General features: G+C 56.1%; 16 protein-coding genes and 1 pseudogene. 9 read left to right on the plus strand and 8 right to left on the minus strand.

All coding sequences use genetic code 11. The annotated features are described in order from the left end of the window. Together ABIB73_RS36740 and ABIB73_RS36745 are read left to right on the plus strand one after the other, a co-directional pair. Window positions 1–2,190, plus strand: a pseudogene (locus tag ABIB73_RS36740) (hypothetical protein); the annotation flags it as partial. 128 nt (window positions 2,191–2,318) lie between these two features. After that, the gene (locus ABIB73_RS36745; protein ID WP_354232277.1) at window positions 2,319–4,433 is read left to right on the plus strand and encodes a caspase family protein; all 2,115 of its coding nucleotides are present in this window, start codon (window positions 2,319–2,321) and stop codon (window positions 4,431–4,433) included. On the opposite strand, the gene ABIB73_RS36750 is transcribed toward ABIB73_RS36745, so the two are convergent. Then, on the minus strand, window positions 4,372–5,811 hold the full coding sequence (locus ABIB73_RS36750; RefSeq protein ID WP_354232279.1) for an HlyD family type I secretion periplasmic adaptor subunit: 1,440 nt from the start codon (window positions 5,809–5,811) through the stop codon (window positions 4,372–4,374). The two genes, ABIB73_RS36745 and ABIB73_RS36750, sit on opposite strands and share 62 nt — an antisense overlap. Window positions 5,812–6,042: 231 nt before the next feature. Here ABIB73_RS36750 and ABIB73_RS36755 point away from each other — a divergent pair, with 231 nt between their 5' ends. The 3 genes from ABIB73_RS36755 to ABIB73_RS36765 all read left to right on the plus strand — a co-directional run bounded on the left by ABIB73_RS36755 (window position 6,043) and on the right by ABIB73_RS36765 (window position 10,303). Continuing rightward, window positions 6,043–8,184, plus strand: coding sequence for a type I secretion system permease/ATPase (locus ABIB73_RS36755; RefSeq protein ID WP_354232281.1), 2,142 nt, complete (start codon window positions 6,043–6,045; stop codon window positions 8,182–8,184). Between the two features lie 201 nt (window positions 8,185–8,385). Then, window positions 8,386–8,805, plus strand: coding sequence for an H-NS histone family protein (locus tag ABIB73_RS36760; RefSeq protein ID WP_354232283.1), 420 nt, complete (start codon window positions 8,386–8,388; stop codon window positions 8,803–8,805). A gap of 655 nt (window positions 8,806–9,460) precedes the next feature. Beyond that, on the plus strand, window positions 9,461–10,303 hold the full coding sequence (locus tag ABIB73_RS36765) for a DUF3750 domain-containing protein (protein ID WP_354232285.1): 843 nt from the start codon (window positions 9,461–9,463) through the stop codon (window positions 10,301–10,303). A gap of 17 nt (window positions 10,304–10,320) precedes the next feature. On the opposite strand, the gene ABIB73_RS36770 is transcribed toward ABIB73_RS36765, so the two are convergent. Continuing rightward, on the minus strand, window positions 10,321–10,602 hold the full coding sequence (locus ABIB73_RS36770; protein WP_354232286.1) for a hypothetical protein: 282 nt from the start codon (window positions 10,600–10,602) through the stop codon (window positions 10,321–10,323). A 2,239-nt stretch (window positions 10,603–12,841) separates the two neighbouring features. On the opposite strand from ABIB73_RS36770, the gene ABIB73_RS36775 reads away from it, so the two are divergent. Both ABIB73_RS36775 and ABIB73_RS36780 read left to right on the plus strand, forming a co-directional pair. Next, a complete protein-coding gene (locus ABIB73_RS36775) occupies window positions 12,842–14,335 on the plus strand; it encodes an autotransporter outer membrane beta-barrel domain-containing protein (protein WP_354232288.1) in 1,494 nt (497 codons plus the stop codon). Window positions 14,336–14,781: 446 nt separating this feature from the next. Then, entirely contained in the window at window positions 14,782–15,606 is an 825-nt protein-coding gene (locus ABIB73_RS36780) for a glycosyltransferase family 2 protein (protein WP_354232290.1), read from the plus strand. Between the two features lie 135 nt (window positions 15,607–15,741). Here the strand turns inward: ABIB73_RS36780 and ABIB73_RS36785 are convergent, their stop codons facing one another. Beyond that, on the minus strand, window positions 15,742–16,638 hold the full coding sequence (locus ABIB73_RS36785; protein WP_354232292.1) for a thioesterase domain-containing protein: 897 nt from the start codon (window positions 16,636–16,638) through the stop codon (window positions 15,742–15,744). Between the two features lie 48 nt (window positions 16,639–16,686). Beyond that, complete coding sequence (locus tag ABIB73_RS36790; RefSeq protein ID WP_354232294.1) at window positions 16,687–17,679, minus strand: GNAT family N-acetyltransferase; 993 nt, start codon at window positions 17,677–17,679, stop codon at window positions 16,687–16,689. 594 nt (window positions 17,680–18,273) lie between these two features. Here ABIB73_RS36790 and ABIB73_RS36795 point away from each other — a divergent pair. Further along, window positions 18,274–19,440 (plus strand): glycosyltransferase family 4 protein, encoded by a 1,167-nt coding sequence (locus ABIB73_RS36795; protein WP_354232296.1) that lies wholly within the window; start codon window positions 18,274–18,276, stop codon window positions 19,438–19,440. Window positions 19,441–20,151: 711 nt separating this feature from the next. On the opposite strand, the gene ABIB73_RS36800 is transcribed toward ABIB73_RS36795, so the two are convergent. Continuing rightward, window positions 20,152–20,853 (minus strand): hypothetical protein, encoded by a 702-nt coding sequence (locus tag ABIB73_RS36800; protein ID WP_354232298.1) that lies wholly within the window; start codon window positions 20,851–20,853, stop codon window positions 20,152–20,154. On the opposite strand from ABIB73_RS36800, the gene ABIB73_RS36805 reads away from it, so the two are divergent. Continuing rightward, window positions 20,816–21,538 (plus strand): SAM-dependent methyltransferase, encoded by a 723-nt coding sequence (locus ABIB73_RS36805; protein ID WP_354232300.1) that lies wholly within the window; start codon window positions 20,816–20,818, stop codon window positions 21,536–21,538. The genes ABIB73_RS36800 and ABIB73_RS36805 overlap by 38 nt on opposite strands. Here the strand turns inward: ABIB73_RS36805 and ABIB73_RS36810 are convergent. From ABIB73_RS36810 to ABIB73_RS36820, 3 genes are read right to left on the minus strand one after another with little or no spacing between them, the layout of a single operon-like run. Further along, window positions 21,517–22,326, minus strand: a complete 810-nt coding sequence (locus ABIB73_RS36810) for a thioesterase domain-containing protein (RefSeq protein ID WP_354232302.1) — start codon at window positions 22,324–22,326, stop codon at window positions 21,517–21,519. The genes ABIB73_RS36805 and ABIB73_RS36810 overlap by 22 nt on opposite strands. Continuing rightward, on the minus strand, window positions 22,323–23,549 hold the full coding sequence (locus ABIB73_RS36815) for an NAD(P)-binding domain-containing protein (RefSeq protein ID WP_354232303.1): 1,227 nt from the start codon (window positions 23,547–23,549) through the stop codon (window positions 22,323–22,325). Before ABIB73_RS36815 ends, ABIB73_RS36810 begins: the two co-directional genes overlap by 4 nt. Next, window positions 23,546–24,850, minus strand: coding sequence for an ATP-grasp domain-containing protein (locus tag ABIB73_RS36820; protein WP_354232305.1), 1,305 nt, complete (start codon window positions 24,848–24,850; stop codon window positions 23,546–23,548). Before ABIB73_RS36820 ends, ABIB73_RS36815 begins: the two co-directional genes overlap by 4 nt. Between the last annotated feature and the right edge of the window lie 80 nt (window positions 24,851–24,930).

Raw genomic sequence — 24,930 nt, forward strand, 5'->3', positions numbered from 1 at the left:
GGCTCGGGCAGCAATGCGCTGACCTTCAGCTACACGGTGGCGGCCGGCCAGAACACGTCCGACCTGACGGTGACGGCGGTCAACCTCAACTCCGCGACCGTCAAGGACGGTGCGGGCAATGCCGCCAACCTGACTGGTGCGGTGACCAACCCGTCCGGCACGCTGCAGATCGACACTGCGGCATCGACCATCGAAGGCCTAGGTACGACCAGTCTGGTTAAGGTCGGACGCAACTACTACATGAATCCCGTCGCTGGCGGTTCGGGGCCGGAATTGACGTATAGTGGTTCGCCCGTGGTCACAGGACAGTTTGGCGTCTGGACCCCGGTCGCTGCGGAACGGACGTCGAGTGGCTATCAGATCGCCTGGCAGGTGCCTGGTTCGAGCCAGTTCATCATCTGGTACACAGACGCCAACGGCAACTATAAGAGCAACACACCCGTTCTATCAGGCGATAGCACCACTCTCGAACAGGTAGAGACCAGCTTTCAACAGGATCTCAATGGAGACGGTACGATCGGCGTTCCGCAGACGACGTCTACGATCGAATCCTCCGGTAGCACGAGTCTCATGCAAGTTGGCGCAAACTTCTATCTGGACCCCGTCGGGAGTGGTTCGGGACCCCAACTGAAATACGGTGGCTCGGCTGTGGTCACAGGACAGTTTGGAGTCTGGACTCCGGTCGCTGCGGAACGGACGTCGAGTGGCTATCAGATCGCCTGGCAGGTGCCTGGTTCGAGCCAGTTCAGCATTTGGTACACGGACGCCAACGGCAGCTATCAGAGCAGCACGGGCGCTATCTCGGGTGCCAGTGTCACGCTCGAACAGGCGGAAGCCAGTTTTCAACAGGATCTCAATGGAGACGGCACGGTCGGCATCCCGACGACGACGATCGAATCCTTCGGCAGCACGAGTCTCATGCAAGTTGGCGCAAACTTCTATCTGGACCCCGTCGGGAGCGGTTCGGGACTCCAGCTGAAATACGGCGGCTCGGCCGTGGTCACAGGACAGTTTGGAGTCTGGACTCCGGTCGCTGCGGAACGGACGTCGAGTGGCTATCAGATCGCCTGGCAGGTGCCTGGTTCGAGCCAGTTCAGCATTTGGTACACGGACGCCAACGGCAGCTATCAGAGCAGCACGGGCGCTATCTCGGGTGCCAGTGTCACGCTCGAACAGGCGGAAGCCAGTTTTCAACAGGATCTCAATGGAGACGGCACGATCGGCATCCCGACGACGACGATCGAATCCTTCGGCAGCACAAGCCTGGCGCAAGTTGGTAGGAATTTCTATCTGAACCCCGTTGGTGGCGGTTCAGGACCCGAATTGAAATACGGCGGTTCGGCTGTGGTCGCATCGCAGTTTGGCGTCTGGACTCCGGTCGGTGCGGAGCAGACCTCCAGCGGATACGTGGTTGCATGGCAGGATCCTGGAACGAATCAATTCAGCATTTGGTACACGGACGCCAACGGCAACCATCAGAGCAGCACGGGCGCGGTGCTAGGGACCAGCGCCGCGCTTCAACAGGCGGAGAGCACGCTCCACCAGGATCTTAACGGCGATGGAGTCATTGTCCTGTCTGGCAGCGGGACTGTCATTGGACCAAACTCGCTCACGATCGGCAGTGGGGCAAGCGTGGAGCTTGTTGGAGCCTATTCGGGCACCATCAGCTTCGCAGGGGCAACCGGTACGCTTGTAATCGACCAATCGACGAAATTTAGCGGCGCTTTGAGTGGTCAGCTTACTACGACTGATTTCATCGATCTGCGCGACATTACCGCCGGTGCCAGCGCAACCGTCGGCTACACCGGGAACAACTCACCAGGGAAGCTCAGTGTGAGTGACGGAACCAACACCACTAATCTTTCCCTTACTGGCAATTATTCGTTGGGTAACTTCATCGTATCAAGCGATGGAAATGGTGGCACGCTGCTTGTCGATCCGCCGATTTCCACGGATCAGGGAAGCGAATCCTTAGCGAGCAGCACGGATACAACGGCGGCCTGGTTCGATTCAATCGACTCCAGGCTTGCACTCTGGTCGCAACACAACGCCTCGGCATTCCCCTCCTCGCCATTTAACACCAGCACGTCGGGAAACAACGGCATTTCCGAGATTGGGAGCACTAATCCAGCCTTCCAACTCGCGACGTCCACAATTGCCCACCAGCAGTATCAAGGCTCTTTGTCCTGAAGCACTGCACGTCATTGGAAGTCTGGCATTCTGATCGGCATGCCAGGCTCCTTCGCGGTCTGACAGAATGCTTGCGGTTGGCTGTATTTAAAGCAATGCTTCACCGTATTGGGCATTTAGCATAGAATATGCGCAAATACCTTAAGATATTGTTTTTGTTGGACTTTTTCCTCGCTATTGGTTTGCAGCCGCCCGCGAGTGCGGCTGCGTCTGAGAAACGCTTTGCTCTTGTCATTGGAAACGCATCTTACGAGGCCCACGGGCTTGCCACGCCGGCAAATGACGCCGAACTGATCGCCAGAACATTGAAGGCGGCGGGGTTCGAGGTCGTTCATGCCCGCGATTTGAAGCAGGACGCACTGCGTCAAGTCTTCAGCGAGTTTTTGGAAGTACTCAGAAAGGGTGGACCGGACACAGTCGCCCTCGTGTACTTTGCCGGCTATGGTTTGCAACTCGAAGGCGAAAATTATCTCTTGCCAATCGACGCGAGAATTGCCTTGGCGTCGGATGTACCCCGCTACGGTTTGCGGCTGACCGATCTCCTACAAGCGCTGGCCGCGCTTCGATCAAGAGCGGCGATCGTGATCCTCGATGCAGCCCGGAAGAGTCCGTTTCTTCTCGACGGCGTGTCACCCGCGGCCGGGCTCGCCTGGCTCGAGCCCGAAGCCAACTCCTTGGTTGCATTCAATGCGACGCCCGGCATGTTCGCACCTGACGCCGCCAACGGCTATGGTCCTTACGCAAGGGCGGTCGCTGAAATGATCAACGAGGCGGGCCTTGCCCTGCCCGAGATTTTCCTTCGTGCTCGTTTGCGCGTCCATGAATTGACAAAGGGAGCGCAGGTGCCTTGGCACAGCGCTCGCTTCGAGAGTCAGTTTGTGCTGGTCGAACGTCCGTTTGACCAAGTGCAACGATCCCATTCGCTTGAGCGTGAGGCATGGTTGCGTTCGCAAGCGATGGCTAGTCTTGGCCCGCAAGACGCTTACTTTGCTGCCTTGATACGCGACACGTTCGACACGTATGCGGACTTCCTTGCGGACCATGGGCGTGATCCGCTCGCCAAGCGGGTTCTGGCGATGCTCGCGGCGCGGCGCGAAGCGATTACCTGGCGGCGGACTTGCCAAGCAGATACGCCGGAAGCCTACTGGACCTATCTGGAGCGATATCCGAACGGTGCACATGGGACGGACGCCCGCCGTCGTGTCAAGAAGCTGGGGGCGTCGATTGTGCTGCCTGCCAAATTCAGGAGGGTCGAATACGACATTCCTTCGCCCCTGCCAGATGAGCTCGATTATGTTGGGCAGCCCGCACTCTCTCTTGCTGACTCCGCATTCTTACCCGAGCCGGAACCGGGGCTACGCGACCTTATCGGAGACTCCCCGGCGTTTCCTTTCCAGTCTGCTGCTGCCCCTTCTCCAGTCAACGCCCTGCCGGTGGCAAGACCCACGCCAGTTCCGTCTCGTCCCGCAGAGCTATCCCACGCAGCACAGCGTGATAGTTCCCTTGATTTCGATACGGCACAGATGAGGCCATCGATCGACGAGCGCCCGGTCAAGGGCAATCCGTCGTCGACGTCGGCGATAGTCCGTCGCCCCGATCAGGCCCAACCCTCTTCCGTTGCTGTAAAGGCAGAGCTAACCAGCGAGCCACACAGCAAGGCTGTCTTGCCCGCGATACCACGCGCGCTTGCCCCTTCTGTTTCGATCCAACTGCCCTTCTGGGCGGATTTGGATCCGCCCCGCGCGGCAATTAAGATCGCCGGTGTTGGTTCTTTTCCTGAGCGAACGGGGTTGCCAGCGTGGGCCGACCAGGAACTGGCACCATCGAATCGGTCCACGCCATCTATCACCGAAGCATTGTGGACGGGAGCCCTGACGGATGCGGGCTCCGCGTTACCGGTCCCCACGGGGCTCGCGCATAGGGGGCGAAGGTGGGTCATGCTAACGCCAGATGGAACTGTACCGCTGCCGCTTGCGCGGCCGGGCAAGCTCGTGCGGCCTTGGGTGCTCGACCGGGCAAAACCAGCCATGACCTCTGTGCCCTCGTCATCGGCGCCACAGACTACGCAACAAACTATATCCCGGGCCGCCTCTACCTGGCCGGCCCAGCCGCCCCAATTGGCCGCCAGATACGCGGCTCCGAAGCCGCGTCCCGCCAACACTGCTGCGACTTCAAAGCCGGCTACCGCTCGCGAAGGCTCTCCTGCCGGTACTTCATCAGCGGTGACAACAGGTAGCCGATAATCCGGCGAGACCCGGTTTTGATTTCGGCAGTTACGGCCATGCCGGGAGACAGATTCACAAGCTTGTCTTCAACTTTTAACTGCGGGTTCTCGACTGAAATCCTCGCTACATAGTTGAGTTCCTGGCCTTTGGGCTCGCTGGTTCCGGCGGAAGAGCCAGCCTGGGGCCGTTCATTGGGCCTGTCGCTCGCATCGCGCGCTACGGAGTCGGAGGAGACTGTCCGTACCTTGCCTTTCAAGAGCCCATACCTGGTGAAGTCGAACGTATCGACCTTGATCTCCACGGCATCGCCGGCGTGAATGAAACCGATGTCGCGGTTGTTAATGGTAGCTTCAATCTCGATCTGGCTATCGCTCGGTACGATGACCATTAGGGTCTGGGCAGGCGTTACCACGCCGCCGATCGTATTGACCGCGGATTGCTGAACCGTACCCGATACGGGGGCGGTCAGCAGCTGAAGTTTGGCCCGCTGCTCCGCCTTGGACAGGTCGGCCTCCAGGCCGCCGGCCTTCCGCTCGGCTTCGGTCAAGTCTGCCAACAGGGTTCTGCGATGCTCGGCCCGGGTCTGGCTGCGAGTCTCGATCAGAGAGGCGATAGTCGCCTCAGTCTCCTTGGCACGACTCTTCTGAACCAGCCGTTCCTGCTGGCTATCTGTCAATTGCTGCAACACCTCGAAGTACTGAAGTCTGGAGCCGTACTCACTGAGGGATTTGCGAATGTTGACACGCTCTTCAATGGTCGGAATGACAGCGTCGAGCTTGCCGACAGTCGCCGAGATCGTCGCAAGTTCGGCCTCTTTCTGCGCCCGTTGTCCATCCAAGGAAGCGATCTTTGCCCGGTGCTCGGATACCTGGGCGAGCAGGAACTGACGCTGCATTGCGGTAAGCGCCTTGCTGGCCCCTTCTGGGGGGCGAAATGCACTCAACGGATCATCCGTGTCCGTGAGCGCGGCTGTCAAACGCGCAATGTCCAGCTGAGCGGATTGCAGGTCGCCCTTCAAGTGGTTGATCTCGCCCTCATTGATAGTGGGGTCGAGCTCAATCAGGGGAGCGCCAGCTGTCACAAACTGGCCATCAACCACCCTTATCGCGCGCACGACGCCCGTCTCGAAGGGTTGGATAACCTTGCTTCGACCGGTCGGTATGACCTTTCCGGTCGCAGTCGCCACAATATCCACATGGCCCAAAATCGACCAACCCAGGCCGAGCAAAAGCATCGCGACGATCGTTGTCCCGACGGCCCGGCCGAGGGGCGAGGGCGGAGTTTCGACGATCTCAAGCGCGGCAGGCAGGAATTCTAGCTCTTCGGAGGCCCGTGGCCTGCTCGGTGCCAGAAAGGGTATTACTTTTCTCGCTGGCTCCATCGAATGGGCTTTCATATTTATCAAAAGGGCGCTCAACGTCGGCTAGTGACGCAGGGCGCGTCAATACCGCCAACTCTGGCGGTAGACCGTAAATCTTCCCTTTGGTCGGCGATAAATTTGTCGAATATAAAGCGCCAAGCCCTCGCCCCATTCGGTTAATAAATCAAAGGGTATCGCAGCGCTATACTGGGAATTGCCGGTTGCGGCACTTCAGACGGTAAAATAGTCAGGATCGGGGCAATTTTAATGACGGATGGTTCGGAAAATCCTGCACCGAGTGACCCGGGCTTCGTGACCCTGGCTATGCTCCTGCGATTTCACGGTATCAGCGCCAGCCCTGAACAGATTCGGCACCACTGCGGAACCGGAGCGATTGACACTGCCGATATGATCCGTTGTGCTAGGGAATTCGGCCTGAAGGCTCGTGAGTCGAGGGCGAATTGGGCGCGGTTGCTGCGCACCCCCTTACCGGCCATTGCAGCGCTCAAGGACGGCAGCTTTCTTCTGCTCGGGAAGGTCGGCGACGACAAGATCGTTGTCCAATCGGCAAAAACGCCGCGCCCGGAATTGTTGACGAAGGAGGACTTCGAGGCGATCTGGGACGGGCGCCTCGTTCTGATGACCAGGCGCGCGGATCTGACCGCGCTCACCCGCCGCTTCGATTTGTCGTGGTTTTTGGGGGCGATCCACAAATATCGCCACCAGTTGGGCGAAGTGCTCTTCGCATCTCTCTTCCTGCAACTGCTTGGACTTGCATCGCCGATGTTCTTTCAGGCGGTCATTGACAAGGTCCTCGCGCATCGCAGTCTTAGTACGCTGGATGTGCTTGTAATAGGTCTGATCGGGATAGGACTGTTCGAAACCATTTTGAGCACGTTACGGACCTATCTTTTCTCCCACGCCACCAATCGTATTGACGTCGAACTCGGTGCCCGGCTGTTCCAGCATCTACTTGCACTGCCTACGGCTTACTTTCAGACCCGTCGCGTTGGTGATTCCGTGGCGAGGGTGCGTGAGCTCGAGAACATCCGAACGTTTCTCACGAGCTCTGCGCTAACCTTGGTCATCGATCTGCTTTTTACCTTGGTTTTTCTCGGCGTCATGTTTGTCTATTCGCCGTTGTTGACGGCTATCGTGTTGGCCGGACTACCTGTTTACGTCGCAATCTCTGTTGGAACCACACCGCGATTTCGACAATTGCTCGATGAAAAGTTCAAGCGCGGAGCTGAAAATCAGGCTTTCCTGGTCGAATGCGTCAATGGCGTCGATACGCTCAAGGCCATGGCAGTCGAGCCGCAGATGCAAAGGCGTTGGGAGGAACAGCTCGCCGCGTATGTGGCGGCCAGCTTCAGGGTTCTACGGTTGGGCAATACCGCTAGCAACAGCGTTCAATTCGTAAACAAGGTGGTCATGGCCGGGATCTTGTACTTCGGCGCGCGCCTTGTCATCTCCGGTGATCTGACCGTCGGCGAATTGGTGGCTTTCAATATGTTTGCTGGACGAGTGAGTCAGCCGGTCTTGCGCCTTGTTCAAATCTGGCAGGATTTCCATCAAGCCAAACTATCCGTGGATCGCCTTGGAGACATCCTCAATACGACTCCGGAGCCTAGATTTAACCCAGCGCGCACAGCGTTGCCCGCGATACGGGGAGACGTGATTTTCGACGGTGTAGTTTTTCGGTACCGCATTGATGGACCCGAAGTCTTGCGCGGCGTCAGCTTCAAGGTCTCTGCGGGGCAGGTCATCGGTATTGTCGGTCCCTCTGGGTCAGGGAAGAGCACAGTCGCGAAACTCATTCAGCGTCTGTTTATTCCCGAGAGCGGTCGCGTGCTCATTGATGGAGTTGATCTTTCGATGATTGACACGTCGTGGCTGCGGCGCCAGGTCGGCGCGGTCTTGCAAGAAAACGTGCTCTTCAATCAATCCATTCGCGCAAATATCGCACTGTCGGACCCCGGTATGCCGATCGAACAAGTTGTAGAAGCCGCAAAGCTCGCGGGCGCCCATGATTTCATATTGGAGCTGCCGGAAGGCTACGACACGGTCGTTGGCGAGCGTGGTGCCAGCCTGTCAGGCGGGCAGCGACAGCGAATCGCCATAGCTCGAGCGCTCGTAACAAATCCTCGCATTCTGATTTTCGATGAAGCTACCAGTGCTCTTGATTATGAGAGCGAGCGCGTCATTCAGGACAATATGCGCAGTATCGCCGAGGGACGAACGGTATTTATTATCGCGCATCGTCTGTCGACCATTCGGCGCAGCGATCGAATATTTACTATCGAGCGCGGGCGGCTGGTGGAAGACGGTACCCACGATGAACTTCTACGCACGGGAGGACGATATGCCGCGCTTCATCGTGTCCAGGCTGACATCCACGAGGTCCGCTAGAATTAAACAGTCTTGAGCGTCATCCTTTACGCACAATCTCCACTTAATTTCCAAGAAGTGCGTCTTTGGATGTGCTCGCCGCGGTTGTGCATTTGTCTCCTGCATGCAACCAGACCTCTCTTGAGGGAATTCGCGGCTCCATCTAAACATCCAATCGTCGCTCTAGTAATATAGACGCGAATCACTACAATCGGAATGTTCATGGCCAACGCAATCGCGCATAAGTTGAATCTGGAGGACCTGTCAGTTGATGAGATGTGGCAGCTGCACGAAGAAATCAGCCGCATTCTCTCGGTTAGGCTGACAACCGAAAAGCAACAGCTTGAAAAGCGCTTGGCTCAGCTTCGCCGTGAGGACGATCTGCGCCATGCAGTGTCCTCAGGCTTGCGGACAATAGATGGTTCCCCACGGCAACGGCGCAAATATCCGAAGGTGCTCCCGAAATACCGCAATCCGAAGGATGCCAGCGAAACTTGGTCGGGACGGGGAAAGCAACCTCGCTGGTTGGTTGCAGCGCTGAAGACGGGCCGCACAATCGATGAATTTACCATTGAGCCGTCCAGGGCCGGCAAGCGCAGGACGAGCGAGCGGCGCCGCAGGAGCCAGTCTCCGCAGGCCTGAACGCGGGGCTCGGGCGTTCAGAATTTGGTGTGCTTTGGGCAGGACTGTAGCGCCTCGAAACTTCGTCTAATTGAGCCGCTAGTCTGTTCTTTTGCGAGCAGAGAAAGCTATCAGAAGCTAATTCATTTTCGTATCGGGAGTAGGGATCCTCAATCCCGGCGGGCCAATTGCGCGCCCGCATTCAGCAATCTTAACTCGTTGCCGCAACCGTAGTAGCTCATCATATTCAGCGAAAAGATCTTCCCTTGCAATTCTGTCGCTACCCTTGCGATCGGTTGAACGAAGCAGTCTGCTCATAATTTTTTTCCTAATATCGCTCTTGACGCTCGGCTGAGCGGGTCAAAAGAAGGGAAAAATCTGCGTCAACAATCACTTCATCGTCGGAATCCGCCCAAAAAGGATGCGGATTCGCTACCGGCTATTCGGGCAATATTCCCAAATATGTCGCTCATGTAAATATTTGTCTTTTTTTTACCTTAACCGCAAGATCCTTCTACGCCCCGTTCATCTTGATTCCATGATCAAAGAACGGTCAGAGTTCCGGTCAGTGGCTCGCCCAAAGCGGCTATCAGCTCCGAGCTATCTGGACTTGGTCAGTCTTTTGCATTTAATCGATACAGAGGTATCTATGCGAGGTTAGATGCGAGTAGTTGTAGTGCGCCTTCTGAAAATTATATCTATCCTCATCTTGGTTTTCTACGTGCTCCCGATTTCGCTGCAGGCGACGTTGGTGATGATGGATCGCCTCCTCACTGGCGCTCAAGCAGGCGAGAAGGTGGCCGATATGGCGAGCGCGGGCCTGCTTCCACCGGCTGAGGCGGAACGTTCCGCCCGCGTTCTTGTCATGTCGGTTCCGCTATCTGGTTCGCCCGGAAGATTTCTTACTCATAGCTGGATCGTATACAAGCGTCAGGGGGGCTCCGCTTGGATGCGCTATGAGGTTCTTGGTTTCGCCAGTCGTGACTCGACAGGTGCCCTCAACGGCAAGTGGCTGGATAGTCAGCCGTCGCTGAACAGATTTGCGCCAGATGGACGATGGTTCGGAAAAGCGCCTGAAATTATTGCGAGCGTTGAGGGCGCCGCCGCCGAAAGAATGATCCCAAAGATCGAAAAGGCGATCGAAGACTATCCAGCAACTGCGGGCCACTACAGAACCTGGCCAGGACCAAACAGTAATACGTTCGTGGCGGCGATTAGTCGCGCGGTTCCCGAGATTGGCGTTGTTCTGCCGCCCACCGCTGTCGGAAAAGATTTCAGGCAGGGCGTCTTCCTTGGGTGGACGGATAGTCACACCGGCGTTGAACTGAATATGAGCGGCGTTCTGGGCATCAAACTGGGTCGCGTTGAGGGCATTGAGGTCAATCTGCTTACTCTGGTTGCAGGGGTCGACCTACGTCAATTGAGCTTTAAGCTTCCCGGCATTGGGCTCGTTGGTCTCGGAAACCGCCAAGCCGTTCCTGGTCGAGGACCTCCGCGCGCTTATGCGGCGGGGTCATGAATCCGCAACCCCGCAGGCTAGGAGGCCTTCCAAGAAGTCGTGAAGCCGAAGTCGTCACGTACCTTAAGCTTCCGGGGATTAATGGCCTTCGACACGTCAGGCGCTTCAGTTGCGTTGGGAAGGCGGTGTACCCGGTCACGCACGTCGAAGATCTCGTCGGCTTCGGTTGCCGGCACCGGGCATATCAAGATCCGCTCGCCTATGAAAACCGCGACGGGAACCTGGGCTATCGCGGAACTTGCCATGGCCTCAGATTCATCAGCGGGGAACTCACTGGTCGACAACGGCAAGATCAGCAATTGGGCCCTCGCCTGAGCGCGATCAAGGTACCGGCTATGTGCCCGACCTGCCAGGACGACCGCCGTCAAAACCATCCCGACTATAAGTAGGCAAACCCAAAGCATGTCGCTCCAAACTCCCGTTTTTGAGAGTGTTCCGCTGATTCGAAGCTTATTTGCGGCGATCCCTAACGCGATACACAGCTTTGTAAGTGAATAATTCCTGAATGGTTCCCGGCAAAAAAGCGGAACCCGTCGGTAGTCGCTACAATCTCTCGACAATCACTGAGAGCGTATAGCAGCAGGTTTGGTCGCCGCTGAATTCGGTTCCATAGTCCTCCGGCGGTGCCGAGGATCTACAGGTCTTGCGTTGCGCAAATCGGAGCGCTATTCCGATCCTGCTGAATCGTGGCGTTGCACGCGCGAAGCACTGTCGGGAGCCATTTGGTGAGCCAGATTCTGCCTCCGTTTGAAAAGCTGAACATTATCATGCGCCTACGTGAAGACCCGAATGCCGGGGTGACCCGTAAGCGGTGCTTGGGGGCTATCGCTCTCGCGGCTGCATTCACGCTTTTCGAATTCGGGTCTTCTCAGCCTGCGGGAGCCACCGAGTTGGGGCCGTTCTTTTGGGTTGAGCCTCCCACAGTACAGGTCGAAGATCGTCCAAAGCCTCTCTACGCTCCCTATGGTTATTATGGCTACCAAGGGGGGTGTTCCCGCCAGCCTGTATGGCAGGGGCGGCGTTGGCGGAGCGCAACCGTCTGTCGTCGTTGACGCCGCTTCGAGCCTTCAGGCCGCCGGGCCGGATACGTCTGGGGTTGGGCCAAGCCGCAAGCCAAAAAGGTCAGGCTACCAGGCGCTGACGCGCCTGCGGACGGCATTCACCTGCTCTAGCCCAATTCTAGCGAAGATTGCCGCCCGCGCCGGCGGCCGCTGCAATTGGCAATCATAGAGCCGGAGCGTCTTCGAGCCTTCGGCCCAGACAAACCAACGACTTGCCTCAATCTTTCCTCTGGCAGCGGAAGGGATGCCAACTGCCCGTCGCTCATCTGGTTCGGAAATTATTTAGTCGCGCCCGTCAGCCATGTGAGACTCTTAATAAAGAAATCTATGGATTATTTTGTTCGGTATCTTATTATTTTTGTATAAATTACCCTTTAGTTTTCTGAGGGCTCTCCCCTTGGTAGTCTGCTGTTTTATTGCAGCAACGAAACATTGTGCCCAAGAATCGTATGTTCTCAGTTCGAGATCTAGCTCGCCAGTATTTCGAATTAAAGCAATTGCGAAAGTTGGTGGCGTATCTGCTGTCGCGGCGACTCGCTAGGCGTCGGAAGAAAGTTTCCGGCCGGCGCCGGACCCGTTGAACCCGATACGGGAGCAACTCTGATGGCGGGGATGCGATCGAGGTCGTTCGGCAAGGCAGACGTCGGATCCCGTCTATCTGAAGAGCCGCTTCGCTATCCATGCTGCGCCCCAGATTATCGCGATAACCCAGCCAAACGTCGCAATCGCGCTTAGCGCCGCCCAGACCATCTTGATGGCCAACTGAGGCGCGCGCGGCTTGCGCAAGAAATTTTGGTTGTTTGAAGGCGCCTGAAGGCGTTCCACTGCTATCTCTCTTTGCTCGTGGTGTTTCGTCAAGTCGGGTGACGATCGCGCGTCACCGCGCAGGGAAGAATTGTCGGTCAATTTACTTTGCTGCGCCCCGTGAACAAACGGACGCTGGTAGTAAGCTTGATCGTTTAGGTTAAGACAGCGACAGCCCGACGATGTGTCGAAGCCGAATGGCCAAATGCCACTTCTGGCAGCCGTGCAACTCAGTGGCATCAAGCGGTGATCCCGAAGAGGCTGTTCCAGCCCGACGCGGTGAGCCGAGATGCTCTAAAACTTCCTCCGCAAGCGGCTCTTCACGCGCCACATGCTCCCTGCGGCATGGTGACCGAGCGAGAGGCCATGTTCTCGGAGGCGTTTGTCCAAGTGGGCCTTCTATGCGGTTCCAACACCAAGCAAAAGCGCGAGTAATTGGCCCGAGTTCTGTTGGTTCCACACGAATTCAGATCTTAAGCGATCGCGCCGTAGCAGCCGAGTTCCAAGATTAAATTTCGGCCGGCAGTTAGCTTAATGCATCAATTGTCTTCCCGGCCATACAGGAAACGGTTTAATTAGTGTAAACTATCGCAGTTGATTAAAGTTGGCCGGTTTGGTCGGCTTGCGACAAACAGTTTCAGTGGCGTGATTAACCAGAATAAAGAGGGAGCAGATGAAGCGCATTTTCGCCCGCCCAATTACAGACGGCAGCCTTCACCATCATCAAGTGGGCACTGATGACGATTTGTTTGGCGCTTCAGACACGACCAACATTCTCTTTGGCGATGCGGAGCAGAATTTCTTCAATTTCGCCGTGGGCGGCAATGACACTTTCACGGCAGGCCCAAATTCCATAAACACGTTCTACGGCGATGCCGGTGGAAACCTTCAAGGGCATTCCACCGGCGGTAGCGACACATTTCTCACGACGGCCACGTCGGACAGCGACACCTTCTACGGCGATGCCGGCAAGGACATGTTGGGGCATTCCCGCGGCGGGGACGATCACTTCATAGTAACGCCGACGACGAGCTTCGGTAGCTCCGATACGATTTACGGGGATGCTGCCGGTGATATGTCAGGGCTTACGTCAGGTGGGAATGATACCTTCCAAGGCTCGGCAGCGGCGCTAAACCTGACATTCTACGGTGACGCTGGAAAAAATATGAGCGGCCAGGCCCAGGGTGGCAACGATACAGTCACGGACTCCAGCAATTCGCTCCACAACATCGTGTATGGCGACGCTGGTCTTGATATGTCCGGTCATGCTGCAGGTGGCGATGACATCCTGACAGTCAGCGGCAATCGCGCCAGCAATTTTTTCTGGGGTGACGCCGGCGGAAGCATGAGCGACCAGTCAGTGGGCGGCAACGATGCGTTCACGACGAGCGCAATAAATGCACTAAACATTTTTTACGGCGACGCTGGCGGCGACATGTCCGACCGTGCTCACGGCGGCAATGACACGTTCAAAGACACAGGTTTTATAACGCAAGACACGTTCTATGGCGATGCAGCCGGCAACATGGTCGACCATGCTGCCGGCGGCAATGATACTTTCATGGGCGGCTCGCAATCTCAATCCACGTTCTATGGCGATGCCGGCAAAGATATGGGCGGCAATGCAGATGGCGGCGATGATACCTTCGTCGGCGGCCTTCTCAGCAATAATCTCGCTTATGGCGATGCGCTGTCGATGTCCGGCAATGCTCATGGCGGCAACGACAAGCTCGTTGGTAGCGATGCTCCGCCTGCACCTGCCGGGACCTACCGAAGCGTTCTCGTGGGGGATGCGAAGGTCATGTCGGATGACGCGCGTGGAGGAAACGATACGCTAATCAGCGGCTCTGGCAACGACGACATGTGGGGTGATGCCCAAACCATGACCGGAAATGCCAGAGGTGGAAACGACACCTTTGTCTTCAAATTCAACAATGGTCACGACAAGATCGAGGATTTCGGTCAAGGTGTTCGAAGCCAGCCGGGATCAAATTGGGGTATCGACCATATTGATGTCACGGCGCTGGGTGTCCAGGACTTCAGTCAGCTCAGCATCTCGACATTCGATCTCGTGACACACCAGAGCACGATTACGTTCAGTTCTGGAAATGATGTTGTCGTGCACAGCCAAGTTGCGCTGACCGCTCACGACTTCCTGTTCGCGTAGGCGTGGTCTCTTAATTCGAACAAGTCGCCGGTGTTCTCCGGCGCTCGTTCTCGCTAGACGAACGGCCTCGGCATCCGAGGGCGTTTCGTGATTGTCGAGTTTACTCGATCGTAGACCCGTGGCGGGGTGAGCTTTCTTCCTGGACTAAATTAGAAAGCTCTCGGTTGTGCCGCATCACTGGTTTTTCTACTCGAGCGCTTCTGCGAAACTGCGGAAATTCCTCGATTAAGCCGCGACATGATCCGCAAGTCTACTAGTGACGGCGGGTGATAAGGCGCCTCTGCATATTCGGTGGGACCCCATCGCCGAACCCGATCAACTCAGCTCTGCGTAATCGGGTACCAGCGTTTAACGTCCATTTTCATGGGTTTCCTCTGGCAAAGCCGAGTAGCCTGCGGCAATATACAGCAGGCACTGCGTTGATTTGACATATTGTAAAGACCAAAATGGATCCCGATTTTTCGGTGATTATTCCGACCTTTGGTCGGCCTCGCGAACTGGTTGAAGCCATCGCCAGCGCCTTGGGACAGCGCGAGGTATCAGTTGAAGTACTCGTAGTAGATGACAGCTCTGAGGGATCGGCAGAGGTCGTTGTTCGAGGCTTTCAAGATCCTCGCGTAATCTACCTGAAGAACCCGACGCCTACCGGAGGATTTCCGAGCATTGTCCGCAACATCGGATGGCCATTGGCCCGAGGTAGATTCATTCATTTTCTCGACGACGACGACATTGTCGTCGAAGGTCACTACGCCGCGGCTATAGCCGTGTTTGCGGCCGACCCCTCGATCGGCCTTGTCTTTGGGCGTATCGAACCTTTTGCCCAAAGGCCTTCAGAGCAACTGGAGCTTGAGCGGCAGTATTTCGGTGAAGCTGCCCGCAAGGCCGCTCTGAGTCGGCGATTTGGTTCGCGCTTGGCCTTTGTTGGACGCATGCTGTTTGGCAATGCCCTTCTGGTCTGCAGCTCGTCGGTCATCCGACGCAAATGCGTAGAAACGATAGGGGGCTTCGATCCATCAATACGCTTGATGGAGGATGCGGATTTCCACGTTCGTGCGATGCGCGCCTGCGGTGCTCGCTTCCTGGAACGTACGGCAATTCGTTATCGTATTGGGAGTCCTTCGCTTATGCATTCGCCGAATCCAACGGCAGAGCAAAGAAAGAGTGAGCTATTGGGACGCCGGCAAATGCAGGCTAGTTATCGAAGGCGATATGGGTCAATGGAGTTTTATGCCTTGGCGCTGTTCGCGCGCACGATACTCTTGTTCTTCTAAGCGCCTTTTCATCTTAATTCCTTGGATGTTAAGAACATCTCGAAGTGGATATAGCATGTGCAAGAACACAGCGTTGACGGCCGGCTTCTCCTCTTAGATGCGTGCACCGGTGATCGCAGAAGGTCGATGACGGCGTCAGGATCTCGCGGCAGCAGGTCGTTGTCGTCCGGTGCCGTTGTCGCGCAGATACGTTGCCGCGACGTCGGCAATGGCCTTTACAGACGGCATCGCCATCATATCGACATGTCCTCCCGGAACCACGTGGACCTCCACGCCTCCCAGCGCGCAGTTGGACCAGCCCATCGAAGGGTCGTTCTGATGTTCTGCGCCCCTGTCCTCCACCCGAAAGCACACCACATTTTTCGGATATGTCGTCGGCTTGTATGCATTCCAGGCCCTCAAGAACCCCGGATCGTTGGACCTTATAATGGTGGGCAACGTTGTCCCTGTCAGCCGTACCGCGAGCTTGAGCAAGGGCAGCAGCGGTTTGGATGCGCGTGACACGATGAACGCGAGACCGCGGCTCGCGAAGGCCTTGACATCTCCTTGCAGCAAATGGTCGCGATATCGCTTGAGCCGATCGACGAGGTAGCGTTTACGATATTGTGTCGTCTCGGACGGAGAGAGATTGGCAAGCAGTGAGGGGTTAGGGGCGTCCAACAACAGGACCGCGCGCACATCGTGACCTTCTTCAACCAGTCGAGCGGCCAGCTCATATGCAAGGAGGCCACCGAAAGAATAGCCGCAGAGAAGATAAGAACCGCTCTTGTCGAGAGATTTGACGACATCCGTGTAGAGCGCGGCAAGCCGTTCTATCGTAAAATCCTTGGTCTGGTCGCATAGCCATCCCAGATCGATCCCATAGACAGGATGACCTTCCGGCAACGCCGCGGCCATTTCGCGGAAGATATGAACGTTGCCGCCGGATCCGGGAAAGCATACGAGGGAGGGCCCTGTACCCTCCCCGCGCAATTGCACGACGTGCGAATATCTCTTCGCTTCGGCCGAAAGAAAAAAGCAATCAGTTGCCATGGTTGCCGATCCGCCGACTGATAGCGGCCTCAATTGATGCTCATGATTTCACGTGAAGTAATAGCTCTCGTCACGAGAACATATTCTCTTAAGGTTTTGAATCGCGCTGTACAGCCCTCGGCTCCGGCGCACAACAAGGCGGGTCTTGATCCGACCGCCAAAGCTACCCAGAAATCGCGCGGTTCCGCTGGAATAGACGCCATCGAGATCCAGCACAGTGCCGAGACCGCGTGCCTCCTTCATTGCGGACCAAAGTAGAAGGCTAATCGCACCGTAGTCCGCGGAGGCCGAACGGGTCGATAGGAGGTAATACATCGTTCCATGGCCCCAGACGAGATATGTCATTGCGACCGGCGTACCGTCGTGATCAAAGGCGCCGAGAATCGTTGCGCATCCGCGAGCGCGGCACTCGGTGAAAAGTGTCGTGAAGCTCCTGAAATCTATCCGGTTGGTTCGGCCACTAGCCTTTGTGTTCGCCTTATAGAAATTGATAAAGCTGCTCGCGAGCTCGACAGTCTTGACCGAATATCTCTCCTCAGCGCGCCGGATCGGCTGTCGCGTCTTTTGAGACATTTCCGCCCAAATAACGCTCAAATCCTTACGACAGTCCACTTCAAACGTATACTGAGTGGAGACTGAAAAATGACGCTCTTGAAAGGCAAGACCATCGACGCTCCCTAATCCGTCATCCACGGAGGTGTCTAGATGTTGGTGAAAAAAGGAGTTGGGTGGCAATTGGTCGATTAGTGAACGTACAATAGTCGAGCGACGTCGCAGTCGAGTTTCCAACTTGCCCGTTCCGGCGTCCACGATGGGCCCCAATATATGCGTGAATGACGGCATCCGCACGACATGGAAGGGGCCACGGCGCTTCACGACGAAAGGGAGGCGGCCAACAATGTCGGCGCCGCTTTTGCTAATTGTCTCTTGGTATTCACCATTCGACGCCGCGGCTAACCACCAGGGCTCATGGAACAATAACATCTGCACTTGCAGGTTTTCTGATTTTGATTTCAGTTCTAACTTGTTGGTACGATGCAATGGCTGTCTCAGGGACAATCAACTTCGTCGGAAACAGCTACCCTCTTTAAAAGACATTAAACGTTACAAATCGTCGCATATCTAATGTCAATTGTCGAACGCGTTGTACTTTGTGGATGTAAGTCTTCGCGTTGCGCCACGCATACCGCGTATCTTCTGAAAAAGCTTGAATTTCAAGATTGATGATTGCAAGGCGCCGTTACGGAATTAGCCAATCCGCCGACGTCACATCGGCATTAACCGCGACGAACTGGTTAACGCGCGGAGTGAGAGTAAATGGGTCTCGGGTCGAACGCTAACATCCCACCGCCATCCGGGTTGGGCGCGCGAGGGACTTCTTTGGGGGGAGAATAATATCTAGCGCCGACGTGCCACCGCGGCATGTTGTCACGGGGGTGCGTCAAAGAAGTCGGCTATCTTTGCAGTTCCACGGAAAAAAGGCCGTCGCTTGGATCTGCGCTCGTCCAATGAGGCCGCGGCCGATCTGCCACGCACCTGGAGTTCCATTTGAGGCTGGAGCCGATAAGGACGGATAGTCAGGCGGCTCGTCCGACTCCCTTGCGGATTCTTCACTATATGGGAACGAATTTCGGGATGACCGGAGTGGAGACTTTCATCCTCCAACTCTGCGCCGCGCAAAAGCGATCTGGCCACGTGCCGTCGATTGCAATGGACTTGTTTAGCCGAGAAGAGGTTCGAGCTATTGCCCAGCGCGGGGACATCGCGGTCTACGATCTTGCCGATCCGCCAACTTTCGGCGCAACGTTCCAAGCGACGCAACGAACGACCCAGATGAAGCATGCCGGCGGGCGGCTGGCAAAGCTCTGGTTCCGCATTCGCTGCGTGCGGTTTCTACATCAATTGTTGCGCGAGGCCGATGTGATTCATATCCATGCCGTCGGTATATCGTGCATCGACGGATTTCTTGCTCGCGCTTTTTCTCCCGGTAAGGCGCTGATCGTCACTCATCATGCAACGTTTACCTGGTTCGCACCCTATCGCAGTCTGGTCTCCGACTTGACCTTCTGGCTAGAGAAGCGGCTCTCCAGCCGCGTGGTGATGCCCTATGCTGCCGCGCTCGCCGAACTGGTGGCGCACGGCATCCCCAAATCGCGTGCGAAGGTGATTCCATTCTGCGTGGACCAGGAGTTGTTTTCCGGGCATGCGTCCATGCCGGAGTCCGGAGCGTTAACCATCATCATGTCGGCGCGGATGTTCGCGGGTAAGGGGCACCAGGAACTCTTGTCGGCGGTTGCGGCACTCATGCCCCGTTACCCTGGCTTGCGGGCCGTTCTGATCGGAGACGGGCCGAACCGGCCGGAGATCGAAGCTTTGATCGAGCGGCTCGGCTTGCGCGAGGTGGTCGAGTGCGTGGGGCGGGTAGATCACGGCGACGTTCCGGCCATCATGAGGCAGGGGCATGTGATTGCTCTTCCAAGCTACATGGAGGGCGAGATGTTTCCTCTATGTTTGATGGAGGGCATGGCGCTTGGGTTGCCTGCGATTGCGACCAGATTGGCCGGGATTCCCGAGATCATTGCAGATGGCGAGACCGGAATTCTTATAGAGCCACGCAATGAAGCGGCGTTGGTTCGTGCGATTGAGCTGTTCCTCTCGGATCGCGCTTTCTATGCTCGGGCGGCAGTGAACGCTATAACCCGCTTTCAATCGCGGTTCAGTGCGGCGGCGGTCGCTCAAGCCTATCTCGAACAGTACGAAGACGCTTTGCTCAACCTCACCAATCGCGCGATGCCAACGTGAACTCCGAATCGTTGGCTTTCAACAGCGTTCCAAAATCGACGAAACAGTCCAGTCAACCCTGCCTTTAGCGCGACGCTTGCCACGGCAGGGTGTTCCGTAGAGTTGGGAGACTTCCGGCAGATCGCCTTCTCCAGGCGACCAGCTTTTCGTTCAATTCCGCTATTCTTTGCTCTATTGCTTTGATCAAATTGACGGGGTCGGTCTTCACCTCATTCGGCATATTGCTCCTCGCTCGGATTAAAGGAGCTGTTGTTGTACCAACTCTAAGCCATCCTCGCGCTGTTACCTGCTTCTAGGTTTCAGCACAGCTATGGCACGGCCTTTGCAAAGTACGCAAACTTTGGCGCGAGAAGCCCGGTCCGGGAGGTGAGTTCTGCGCTCTGTGCCAAGCGCAAGGCTGCGCGTAAAGCGCTGCACTAACTTTCGCGACGCACGTAGGCTTAAATAAGCCAGCTCAAGTTGGCGGGCAGCTGCGTTTTGCAGGCGAGGGAAATGCGGAATTTCGGAATATGGGCGTGCGGATTGTTTTCCAGCGCAATTGTCGGAGGCATTATCGGAGGGATTTTGGACGAACCCTACGGCTTCGACCGAGGAGTTCTTGGTGTGTTCGCCGGAATGTCTGCGTTCGCCTGCGTGCGGCTTTGGTTCGGTCAGCGCAGTCGGAGCTCAAGTTGAGAGCTCCATTTCTGCAATATTTCTGGGCTGCTGCACTTAGATGGACTTCATCCAAGCCGGAGTGTCATCAAAGCCGGGCATAATTAGCAACACATCTCGAAATCGCAATGCGTTCGGACCAAACTCTTTTTGTCGAAGTGCCAGGTTGGTTTCGACTGAAACCGTCGATGCATGCGAACTGCTCGTGAGAACCAGCCCGAAAATATCACCGAGCGACTCCGCGACTACCCAACGAATATGCGGATCTCGGAACGATACTAAGAACGTAAAGTCAGGCTTGCCGTCGCCCCAGCGGAACAATGCCTCCTTGTCCTGCGCATTTTCGCTGATCAAAGCGAAACCGGCGCGCCTCGCGGAAGGAACCAATTCGTGAAAGAGCGCCCGTCTGGTCACTAGTCCGAAATACCTCATTTGTTTCGCGACGTTTGACGCGCGTTCAATCATCGCGGCCAGCGAAATATCCGCCTCTGGCACCGCGGCCACCTGCTTCCGCAAGGGCGATACTACGTTTGCTTCCAATTCAGATGCTGTCGAAATCACTCGGAAGATGACCTGAAATCTCCACTGCGGTACAAATAAACTAAATCTCCGATAAGTGGTTCCTGCGATCTGGTTTACCGGATGAAAGCCCGCGGAATTCCAATGATTGGAACACTGACGGTTTTTCTGAACGCAGATTCGATTTTTAAAGGCGGATTCGATGTTTGCGCTGATTTTCAGAATAATTGAGAAGTCCATTGCGAAGAGGGGGCTTCTGCCTACACTCGTATATGCGGCGCGATGGCCGCTGATTGTGTATGGCGAGCGCCAAAGCTTGTTGGAGCGAAATGCAATACAGTCGCAATTCGACGAGAAGTACGGCACTGACACGGCCGGCATCATTGCGCTCAGCTCATTCTCCGTTGAGAATCCGGTCTGGGTGCATGGCGTTAGGTACGCTCCAACGAGCCAGCAGGGATTTGGGCGTTCACTGTCGATGCTGAAACTTGATAGCGAACGTTACAATGAGTTCGTTTTTGTCGATATAGGTTCGGGCAAAGGCGCCACCTTGCTCTACGCGTCGGACTTGGGATTTAGGGCGGCATACGGTGTCGAGCTTGTAGAAGAACTGCACGACATTGCGGCCAGGAATATATCACTGTATCCGCCCGCCCGCGATGTCGGTCGGTCGATATGCGCGAGTGCCACAGATTTTAAGATGCCAGAACCACCGCTGGTGGTCTTTGCAAATTTTCCGTTTTCGTCGAAAGAACTGATGAACGACGTCGTGCAGAACATCGCTACAAGCGGCGTAGGGCCGAAGTATCTTGTCGCCGACAATTTCCCCTACGATCCTGCAACGTTGCCCGGCGCGCGACTTCGTTTGATCGGGAGCGCGCGAGCAAGCACCGGCAATTACAATTATGCGTTCGAAGTGCTGTGAGTCCAATCACGCGATGCTCTAACGAAGGCGTCGCGCAGGCACCCCACATTTTCAGCTTCGAATAATGTCTCGTGGGAACCCTCGACCTCGTAAACGGCCAGATTTGGACAACGAGCCCTCCACATCGCGTCGCTAGCCATGTGACTTCGCGTTCGGAGTAGCGCTGTTTGGGTCGAGAGAGGTACGGGTTCTTCGTCTATTTTGGCGAGCCAAGGAGCGCATTCGCGAGCCATCATGCGAATGTCCAGCTCTCGCTTCAAAATCGGATCGAGCTCCAAGGCGCGCACTAGCCAATCCTGTCCATACGCCTTTCTGAGCAGGGTTGGTAACATATCTCCTACCCCACGGAGCGCAGCTCGCCAGAGTTTTGAGCGACACATTATATGCAAATCGTCAAATCTCCGGCCTTTAAGGGTTTCCAGAAATTCTGCGAGCGCGCGGCTCTTCCAGCCCGGAGTTGGAGCAGCCGTGGTGACTATAAAAGAGTCGATTGCACACAAGCCTTCGATCTCTCGGCCCTGCGCCTGGAGATATAGAGCTATGAGGTAGCCGAAATGCCCGCCCATGGAGATGCCGACGATCCGAAGGGGGCCCGATGGGACGCGAGATCCTATTTCGGCTGCCAGCTCTGTTACCAGGAGCTCGGGCCTGAACTTCGGATCCACGTATCGCTTCCAGCCGGGATAGTTGATTTTTTCGAAGGGCGTATCGTCGTCGGGCGCAACTTTCAGCTGCGTGACGTCTGGAAAGCCTCCGCCGGAGCCTGGCAAAAAGACGGTGCAAGTCATGAGATTGCCGCGGCCTCCGAGCGGATCGGTACTGACAGTCGAGAAGCTAACCGCAAGGCCAGTGCCCGCGCAGTGAAGTCTGCGCCGATCACGAAGCGGAACAGCGGGCCAAAACTCATCGCAGAGGAGGGGCCGACAAAATAGAGCCCCGGGACTGAAGAGCCGAAGGAGCCGTCGAGCCGGGGCCGGCGGTGTACGCACTGAACCTTGCTCCTAAGGTCTGGATCAAGGAATTGCAGGCGTTTCACATCAATGTCGTAACCGCTTCCGGCGATGACGTGATCGAACTTCAACTGGCGATTTCCTGCACCCGTGGGATCCGACAACTGGAGGGCCACCTGACTGCCGACCTCGCGGGCATGGATCACCGTCGTTGCCAGGTGAATTGGGACGCGATTCTCGACGCGATCGCGAAGCCACCAAGCCCCCTCAGGCGGAAGATAGTTCCTTGTCAACCAAAGCCGGCATTCATCAGGAAGTCGGTGCAGCGCGCCTGGGAAGCTGACCAGAGCCCAGGCTTTCGGTCCTACGCCGAGGCCCGAGGCGGGTTTGCGTACTCGATCCCACAAGTTACGAGTCGGAGATACCCTAGTATGCCACCGGAGTGCACCTTCGCGTATCAGCAGTTGCGGCGAGGCGCCCGCTTCGTGAAGCAACGCCGCCGCTTCAAGCGCAGACTGGCCCGCGCCGATCACTGCGACATGCTTTCCGGCGAACCGCTCAAAGCGATTGATCTCGGAGGTGTGACTGGCGAGCCTGGTAGGCAAAGAAGCCAATACTGGCGGCATGCTCGCGTAGTGAGAAAGGCCAGTTGCGACAACCACGTGAGCAGCTATGATTCGCTCCCCGGTCGATAAAGTGACCGCAAAACGATCCGCTTGTCTTTCGACGCTTCCAACGTCCACTCGCTCGACCCAGGGCGCATTGTGTTGCTGAAACCATTTTCCATAGCTTACGAAGTTGGTCATGGAACAGGGATCAAACGTCTCCAAACCTCGAGGCTTGTTGTAGTCGACGAGGGTGAACCCAGGTTCTGGCGTCGAAAGGTTGGTTGCGAAACAAAAAGACTTCAGAAACCGCTCGCCTGCGGCATCGGCAATGTTCGACCAAAACTGCATTGGCTTGCCGAAAATGCGATGGTCGATATTCCGTGCTCCCAGATGAGCAGCAAGCGACAGGCCATATGGGCCTGCACCTATAATGACTATATTGTTTCTGCTCAATTGTGCATCTTTGCAGCGGCTTGCGTTGGCAATTCTTGAACTCGCTTTGTGGAACGCAAAAAACGTGGCATCGCTCTCAAACCGAGATACATCTCGGAAATGACATGAACGATTCCAGGCTTTCGGTCGCGGCTGTCGGCGGCAAAATCGACTGCGCGGCTATTCCGCCTCTTCCACGTTTTCCAATATGATCGATCTTGTCGCGATATGCGCGATGTAAGTGTCTGCGTCAAAACCAAAGCGCCGAGTGTAAATCGATCGTAAAAGACGACTTTCTCATCGTTCTCGGTCGCATTCGCCTCGTAAACTGCTTTCTGTAGCGCGGTTGCGTCACCTATCGCATCGAGATAAGCAAAGAGCGGCGCCGATGATCCTCGATAGATATCGAGCCCAAGCTGGCTAAACATGCGAGGATTGAAGTCGATGATGTTCCAGCATCCGTCGAACCACAGCAATTCGACTTCGAAGATACCAAAATAGTTCAACTCGCGACAAAGACGGCGTACATCGTCGGATAGCGAGGGATTAGCGGGAAGAGACTCGAAACAGATCCCGACACCGACAGGCTGAGATCGTTGCAGTACTTTGACTGCATGTCGTGTTACGAACAATTCAGCAGTTCGATCAATAAATCCGGTGATTGAGTGCACAGCCTGATTTGAGTTCCCCACAAAGCGCTGCAGAATGATATTCTTTTCCGCGACGAGCCGCTTCGATCGGACCGCATCTTCCTCGACAAATGCCTTATATCGCTGTTGTAGCTCGTTTTCCGAGTGAACAACTACGCCCTTGTCATTCCGGCTTCGATGCACCTGAGTTCGCGGCTTGATCAGGATCGGATACGGAAGCGTCGGCGCGAGCGCGGTCAGTTCGTCGATGTTCTGGGGATACCAGCTTTGCAGGACAGACATCCCCGCAGCCGTCGCGGCTTCGGCCAGAAGTTTCTTATCGAGTATCCTGCGCATCGTCTGCATGGACGGCTGATAGAGCAGGAAATAGGGGGCGAGCTGAGCCTGGTTTTCGGCATAAAGCCATGCCGTATGGTCGGATGTTGATAGCAGGACTTGGCCAGGTTCAGACTTTCCGATGCTAAGCAGTTGCTGCAGAAAGCGCTGTTCGTCTGTCTCGGAAGAAATCGAATATGATCTCGACACGTATCGAGACCAAGCCGCAGCAGAACATGCTCCGCTTGACAGAACTCGTACATCGAGTCCGGCCGCGCCGAGATTGCGAACTGCTGCGATGGTGCCGCCTGCGGCAGCAGACGCGAGGAGCACCGCGATCTTTGACTTTACCAGCACTTATCGGGTGCCCAATTTACCATAGTATGGTAGCGTTAACCACTATATCGTCAGGGTAGCCAATCTCCGAACAGGGAAAA

Origin of the sequence: Bradyrhizobium sp. F1.4.3 (assembly GCF_040548375.1) — a bacterium.
Classification (GTDB): Bacteria; Pseudomonadota; Alphaproteobacteria; order Rhizobiales; family Xanthobacteraceae; genus Bradyrhizobium.

What these genes read in the sequence shown, in the direction of transcription:
- ABIB73_RS36745 (WP_354232277.1), top strand. Translation starts at nt 2,319, where the DNA reads ATGCGCAAATACCTTAAGATATTGTTTTTGTTGGACTTTTTCCTCGCT.
- ABIB73_RS36750 (WP_354232279.1), bottom strand. Translation starts at nt 5,811, where the DNA reads ATGAAAGCCCATTCGATGGAGCCAGCGAGAAAAGTAATACCCTTTCTG.
- ABIB73_RS36755 (WP_354232281.1), top strand. Translation starts at nt 6,043, where the DNA reads ATGACGGATGGTTCGGAAAATCCTGCACCGAGTGACCCGGGCTTCGTG.
- ABIB73_RS36760 (WP_354232283.1), top strand. Translation starts at nt 8,386, where the DNA reads ATGGCCAACGCAATCGCGCATAAGTTGAATCTGGAGGACCTGTCAGTT.
- ABIB73_RS36775 (WP_354232288.1), top strand. Translation starts at nt 12,842, where the DNA reads ATGAAGCGCATTTTCGCCCGCCCAATTACAGACGGCAGCCTTCACCAT.
- ABIB73_RS36780 (WP_354232290.1), top strand. Translation starts at nt 14,782, where the DNA reads ATGGATCCCGATTTTTCGGTGATTATTCCGACCTTTGGTCGGCCTCGC.
- ABIB73_RS36785 (WP_354232292.1), bottom strand. Translation starts at nt 16,638, where the DNA reads ATGGCAACTGATTGCTTTTTTCTTTCGGCCGAAGCGAAGAGATATTCG.
- ABIB73_RS36795 (WP_354232296.1), top strand. Translation starts at nt 18,274, where the DNA reads ATGACCGGAGTGGAGACTTTCATCCTCCAACTCTGCGCCGCGCAAAAG.
- ABIB73_RS36805 (WP_354232300.1), top strand. Translation starts at nt 20,816, where the DNA reads ATGTTTGCGCTGATTTTCAGAATAATTGAGAAGTCCATTGCGAAGAGG.
- ABIB73_RS36800 (WP_354232298.1), bottom strand. Translation starts at nt 20,853, where the DNA reads ATGGACTTCTCAATTATTCTGAAAATCAGCGCAAACATCGAATCCGCC.
- ABIB73_RS36810 (WP_354232302.1), bottom strand. Translation starts at nt 22,326, where the DNA reads ATGACTTGCACCGTCTTTTTGCCAGGCTCCGGCGGAGGCTTTCCAGAC.